This is a genomic window from Sphingobium sp. FW306-1B-F04DB, assembly GCF_058781925.1.
The window spans coordinates 1-6,170 of sequence record NZ_JBYSXE010000090.1 but is presented as its reverse complement, the minus strand read 5'-3'; the positions used below and the strand labels follow the sequence as shown (position 1 = coordinate 6,170).

Below are 6,170 nucleotides of genomic sequence, written 5' to 3'. Positions count from 1 at the left end.
AGGCCGAAGACAAGACTGCATCCGACCAACGCCAACACTCAAATCAAGCCTTGCAACGCGGGAGCCATCCAGACAAGTCATTCGAAGTGAGGGTTGAGCTGCCCGAAAGCCGCCATATGTTCATACGTCGTTAGACGGCCAAGATTGGCCGAGACCCGCCTGTCCGCTTTTGGGTTGGCGAGGGCTAATCCCGTCGTTCGCTCAGACCGACGGCTAACTACGCATTCCGCCCATTACGGTCATTGGACATCCCTCGCGCTCTTCGGTGCTCGGCGGAATGTTGGTCCTCAACATTTATCGGCACCGGATTTTCTCAAACGCCTGCCTGCGGATTGCGATACAGGGTTAGAAATCGGTCGATGCCCCGCGCTGCTCCACCAAGATCTCGAGGAAATTTCACAGCTTGGCTGGCGGCGCGGGCCCGATGGTCGATTCCAATAGGATTTGGCTGTAATGCCGGATTTAGAGATACTGGCGCGCAACTCTTCCCATCGGGGCCGTCATGGACAATTTCAGCACCATGCGCGCCTTTAGGCGCATCGTCGAACTTGGCGGACTGGCCAAGGCCGCTGAAGACTTGGGATTGTCGTCGGCGGGACTCAGCAAGCAGCTGCGCGCCCTGGAAGCGCATCTCGACACGGTGCTATTGCAACGCACGACCCGCAGCATGAGCCTGACGGAAACCGGGCGCGCTTACTATGTGGACTGCTGCCGCATCCTCGATGAGCTGGACGTGCTTGAAAACTCCATCAGGCAGCAATCCCAGCACGTCACTGGAAGATTGAGGCTTAATGCGCCCCTATCTTTCACACTGACTATTCTTTCACCGCTTCTCGTAGAATTTCTACGGGAATATCCGGATTTGCAGCTCGACGTCGTGATGGAAGACCGCCTGGTAGACGCCGTCGCGCATGGCTTTGACTTGACGATCCGGCTGCGCTCCAGCTTGGACGATTCCACGCTGATCGCCAGACGGCTTGCCACCGCCAAGCAGTATCTGTGTGCGGCCCCTTCGTATCTTGAACAAAATGGCGAACCCGCGACACCCGACGATCTGCGGCATCACAAGATGCTCACCTATAGTCTGGCACAAAAGCAGGTTTTCGTCCCCACACATGAGAATGCGGCGGCATCAGTTAGTGAGCGAAGCCAGATCAGCAACAGCCTGTTGCTACGCGACCTGCTCGTCGCAGGCTTGGGAATCGGCGCACTACCTAGCTTCATTGCAGATCCGGCAATTGCGCGCAGCGACCTCCGACGTATCCTGCCCGACTTCATGGACGAACCGCGCTACGTCTACGCGGTTTATCCGACTAGCCGCCATCTCCAGCCCAAGGTAAGGGCCTTCGTCGACTTTCTGGCCTGCCGGCTGCCATCGGTGATGACCGACTATTCTTGACCGGTAGCGAATACTGTCCGCACCGCGAAGGACTTATTCCAGCGCCGCGCTGCCCGTAGGTTGGTGTCCAACGACAGATTGACATCACAAAGGAAGGCAAAATGAAACTCTCGCGCACGCTTCGCGCGGCCGCCCTGCTATTGCTCGGCAGCGCAAGCCTTTCTGCACAAATGGTCCATGCTCATAGTGACGCACTTGCGCCCGTTGGTGCCAGTGGCCAGGACGTTGGCAAGAGCCCGTGGGGCCCTGACGACGAAATCGGCCGCCTCAACCTGATCACGCCGGAATCGCGCGCTGCCATCCTGTCGCGCGTCAAGGGCGGCAAGGTCTACGATCTGGCGACGGATTATTACATCGGCATGCCCAGCTGGCAGGCTGCGGGCGACCCCCATTACCAGTTCTGGATGACCCATACGCCGCGCGGCACGGAGGTCGATGACCCGATGGGCGTGGGTCAGAAAATGAATGCCGCCCGCAGCTATACCGGGACCGCTTTTTCCATGTACTCCCATACCGGGACGCACATCGACGCGCTCAACCACTTCGGCATTCACGGCAAAATCTGGAACGGCTTCAAGGCCGACGAGCATCTGGGCGATCGTGGCTGGAAGCGCGGCGGCATCGAAAAATTCCCGCCGCTCATCGCTCGCGGCGTCATGATCGACATTGCCGCGGCCAAAGGCGTGGACATGCTGCCGGACGGCTATCGGATCACCCGTCAGGATATCAGGGACGCACTGGCACGCCAGAAATCCGCCTTGCAGAAAGGCGACATCATCCTGATCCGGACCGGCCGGATGAAGCTGTTCAACGATCCTGACGCCTATATCGCAAATCCACCCGGAATGGGGCTGGATGCCGCACGCTATCTCGTCGAGGAAGGGGGCGCGATGGTGCTGGGCGCGGACAATCTGAGCTTTGAGGCTTTTCCTTCGGAAGTTCCGGACGATTATGTGCCGCTCCACACCTATCTCCTGGCGCAGCAGGGTGCCCCAATCATCGAGTTGGTCGCACTTGATGAGCTGTCACGCGACAAGGTCTATGAATTCGCGTTCATCGGAGGCCCGTTGAAGCTCCGCGGCGGCGATGCGGCGCCTCTGCGTCCGGTCGCCCTGCCCATCCAGGCAACGCCAGCCCCGAAATCCGGACACATCGAACATCAGGCGGCGCCTCAGATCAAGCGCAGCAACCCCGCCATTGGCTACTTGGCCGAGGATGTGTTCAAGGCCAACGCCTTTACCCAGACAATCCGGGCCGGCAATACGCTTTACCTGTCTGGAATCGCCCCCCTCAAGGGGGATCTCAACCATCTCGAACTGGTCGGCGAAGATAGCATGCTGGCCCAGACCGAGTTCGTCCTGGAAACTCTCAAACGCAATCTGGCGGCGGAGGGTCTCACTCTGCGCAATTGGGTGGCGCAGACGGTCTACGTCACCAACATTGCCGAGTTTGTGAAGCTGTCCGAGGTCACCAGGAAGTTCTTTGGGGAACACACGCCCACCAGCACCCTGGTCGAGGTCAAGGCGCTCTTTCATCCCCGGCAGAAGATCGAAATCAACGGCATTGCCGTGCTCGACTAGCCCGGCAAATTGAGGAATTTCAAATGCCACATGCCCCGACATCTAGCATGATCTTCACCATCCAGGGCCTCGATCATCTCGTCCTCCGGGTGAGCGACATGGCCCTCATGGAGCGCTTCTATTGCGACGTGCTCGGCTGCACCGTCGAGCGCCGCGACGACTCGTTCGGCCTGCTCCAGCTGCGCGCCGGGCGGGCGCTGGTCGACCTTCTCGATGTCGCGCTTCCGGGCGGTCGCGATGGCGGCGCCGCGGCCAGGCAGGAAGGCCGCAACATGGATCATTTCTGCCTGCGCATCGAACCCTTCGACGGCCCGGCGCTCAGATCCTATTTGGCCGAGTGCGGTGTCGAGTCTACCGACGTGCTGCCGCGCTACGGTGCCGAAGGCACGGGGCCGTCGATCTATATTCACGATCCCGAGGGCAACAGCGTCGAGCTTAAAGGTCCGCACGAAGACGACCTGTAAGAGTGTGGAGATGAGTCTGCGCGACAGGCGATGAGCGGGCAGCTTTCCAATGCCCGGCCAGCGCAGCGCTACCGCGTGGCAGCCTGACATCTCCCCATTTCACAAAAGGAACTCGAACCATGACTGCGAAGACCCTTTACACTGCCCATGTCCACACCGTCGGCGGCCGCGAAGGCGCCGCCCTGAGCTCCGACCATCAGCTCGACATCAGGCTTGCGCCTCCAGGTTCCAACCGGGCGGGCACCAACCCGGAACAGCTATTCGCCGCCGGCTGGTCGGCCTGTTTCGAGGGTGCCTTGGGACTCGCGGCAAAGGAGTGCGGAATCCTGCTTCCCGCAGAGACTGCCGTGGATGCCGAGGTTAACCTCCATTTCGGGGAGGCCGAAGGCTATTTCCTGACCGCCCGGCTCAAGGTGAGCATTCCTGGCCTTGCCGAGGACGTCGCGCAGTCGCTGATCGAGCGCGCGCATGAGACCTGCCCCTATTCCAAGATGACCAACGGCGGAATCGACGCGAGCGTGGCGCTCGCGGTCGCTGCCTGAGCAACCCACCAGCTCAGTGCGGTTGCCCATTTTCCGCACTGACTGAGGACGCGGGCGGCCCTTCCCCCGCCCCGCGCCGTCCGCGTCCTCACCCAGGAGAAGAGACATGCCCGGACTATTTTCATCGACCTGCCCTCGCGGCTTCCTTGCGGGAGCGGTTCTCGGAACCCTCGCTGCCATGGCCCCGGCAGCCGCGAAGCCCGCGACGGCGGCGGCTCCGGGATCCACCGTCAACCGGCCATCGAGCCGCGACGAGTCAATTCGGCCGTTTCATTATCGCGCGAGCCCGGCCGAGCTAGCCGACCTCAAGCGGCGGATCGCGGCGACCAGGTGGCCGAGCCAGGAGCTGGTTTCGGACGATACGCAGGGCGTCAAGCTGGCAACGATGCTGAAGCTCGCCAACTATTGGGCCAATGGCTACGACTGGCGGAAGGCCGAAGCCAACCTCAACCAATATCCCCAGTTTGTCACCAACATCGACGGCGTCGACATTCACTTCATTCATGTGAAGTCGAAGCATAAGAACGCCTTGCCAGTGATCATCACGCACGGCTGGCCGGGTTCGGTCATCGAGCAGCTGAAGATCATCAAGCCGCTGACCGACCCGACCGCACACGGCGGCAAGGCCGAGGACGCGTTCGATGTCGTGATCCCGTCGCTCCCCGGCTACGGCTTTTCCGGCAAGCCGACCGAGCTCGGCTGGGATCCGCAGCGCGTCGCCCGCGCCTGGGCCACACTGATGACCCGTCTCGAATACAAGCACTATGTCGCCCAAGGTGGCGATTGGGGCGATGCCGTCAATGAGCAGCTTGCGCTGCAGAAGCCGGCAGGATTGCTAGGTATCCACACCAACATGCCCGGCACGCTTCCAGACAATATTTCAAAGGCCATTGATGGCGGGCCCGCCCCGACCGGTCTCACCGGCGACGAAAAGTATGCCTGGGACCAGCTCGACTTCTTCTTCAAGAACCGGGTCGGCTACGCGCTGGAAATGGGCGCCCGTCCGCAGACGCTCTACGGTCTGGACGATTCTCCTATCGCGCTCGCCGCATGGATAATCGATCATGACCCGCAGAGCCAGAAGCTGATCAACCGCGTGTTCGACGGTGGAAGCGAAGGCCTCTCCAAGGACGACATTCTCGATAACATTACCCTTTACTGGCTGTCCGGTACGGGCCTGTCGTCGGGACGTCTGTTCTGGGAGAGCAAGCTGGCGTTCTTTGCGCCCAAGGGCGTCACCATTCCGGTCGCGGTCAGCGCTTTCCCAGACGAAATCTACACGGCGCCGAAGAGCTGGACTGAGAAGGCCTTCCCCAACCTGATCTTCTACAAGCGCCATGAAAAGGGCGGGCATTTCGCCGCCTGGGAGCAGCCCGTACTGCTCACCAAGGACATCCGCGACAGCTTCCGCTCGCTGCGCTAGTTCGACTTCGGGAGGAGCCGCAATGGCGTCTCCGGTCCGATAATATCCCGGCGGCACATTGATCCCTCGAAGCGGCCCAATCCGCAGCGACGGGAGTTTTCGGCATCGCCGAGACATCACTTGGCCAGCTTAAGCAGGGTTTGCTCTGCTTTATGATATTCATGGCCGTTCGACGCCGATGTCGGCCCCGATGTTTCATGCTGAGTGGACCACTCCGCAGGGGACAAACAGAACATCACCGGCGTTGAGAGTTATCGGCGGCTGTCCACCTAGAAGGTAGACGCGAGCGTGCTTAAGCTGGACCCCAAGTCAGCCGGCGCCGACCGTCTGCTTTCGGAAAGACACCCTGGAGTCCTGGGCAGCCGAGGAGGGTGCAGAGCGGTCATTGTGGATCAGCTTCGAAAGTGGCAGCTTCCGCCGACATTTCGGCCGTTCAAGCCTTCATCCAGGCCACGTAATAGCTGTCATCCATTCATCAAGCTCTGACGCGACGCTCCCACAATTTACGGTGGACACGGCCGCTGTGACGTGCGGGTAGCACCTACGGTGTCACATAAGTTGGGCACAGCGTGCAGTTTTCTGTAAGGGGCTCTCCTCCCCCAGCGACCAACGACGAGACAGAGATAGATCTGATGCGAGGATTCAAGGAACCGGGCTTCAACGACCGGGTTGCTGCCGCAAACAGCGCCAAGGCCAAGGCTCTGGAGATGCTGAAGAACAAGCCAAAGCCCAGCGAGGCCGAGCTCGCCGACCGTGCCGAAC

Annotated in this window: 6 protein-coding genes; all 6 read left to right on the top strand. The window is 60.7% G+C overall.

The genetic code is table 11. The features are described 5' to 3' along the window. Positions 1 to 502 precede the first annotated feature (502 nt). On the top strand, positions 503 to 1,399 hold the full coding sequence (locus AC3WJD_RS21515; RefSeq protein WP_492748827.1) for a LysR family transcriptional regulator: 897 nt from the start codon (positions 503 to 505) through the stop codon (positions 1,397 to 1,399). A gap of 101 nt (positions 1,400 to 1,500) precedes the next feature. After that, the gene (locus AC3WJD_RS21510; RefSeq protein ID WP_492748824.1) at positions 1,501 to 2,979 is read left to right on the top strand and encodes a cyclase family protein; all 1,479 of its coding nucleotides are present in this window, start codon (positions 1,501 to 1,503) and stop codon (positions 2,977 to 2,979) included. Between the two features lie 47 nt (positions 2,980 to 3,026). Further along, positions 3,027 to 3,443 carry a VOC family protein gene (locus AC3WJD_RS21505; protein ID WP_492748822.1) on the top strand — a complete coding sequence of 139 codons (417 nt, stop codon included), beginning with the start codon at positions 3,027 to 3,029 and terminating at the stop codon, positions 3,441 to 3,443. Positions 3,444 to 3,562: 119 nt separating this feature from the next. Continuing rightward, entirely contained in the window at positions 3,563 to 3,985 is a 423-nt protein-coding gene (locus AC3WJD_RS21500) for an organic hydroperoxide resistance protein (RefSeq protein WP_492748819.1), read from the top strand. Positions 3,986 to 4,163: 178 nt separating this feature from the next. After that, positions 4,164 to 5,408, top strand: a complete 1,245-nt coding sequence (locus tag AC3WJD_RS21495) for an epoxide hydrolase family protein (protein ID WP_492748831.1) — start codon at positions 4,164 to 4,166, stop codon at positions 5,406 to 5,408. A 632-nt stretch (positions 5,409 to 6,040) separates the two neighbouring features. Further along, a partial coding sequence (locus tag AC3WJD_RS21490; protein WP_492748829.1) for a DUF6481 family protein occupies positions 6,041 to 6,170 on the top strand: 130 nt, incomplete at its 3' end.

Coding starts and splice junctions, on each gene's coding strand:
- AC3WJD_RS21515 (WP_492748827.1), top strand. CDS start 503: ATGGACAATTTCAGCACCATGCGCGCCTTTAGGCGCATCGTCGAACTT.
- AC3WJD_RS21510 (WP_492748824.1), top strand. CDS start 1,501: ATGAAACTCTCGCGCACGCTTCGCGCGGCCGCCCTGCTATTGCTCGGC.
- AC3WJD_RS21505 (WP_492748822.1), top strand. CDS start 3,027: ATGATCTTCACCATCCAGGGCCTCGATCATCTCGTCCTCCGGGTGAGC.
- AC3WJD_RS21500 (WP_492748819.1), top strand. CDS start 3,563: ATGACTGCGAAGACCCTTTACACTGCCCATGTCCACACCGTCGGCGGC.
- AC3WJD_RS21495 (WP_492748831.1), top strand. CDS start 4,164: ATGGCCCCGGCAGCCGCGAAGCCCGCGACGGCGGCGGCTCCGGGATCC.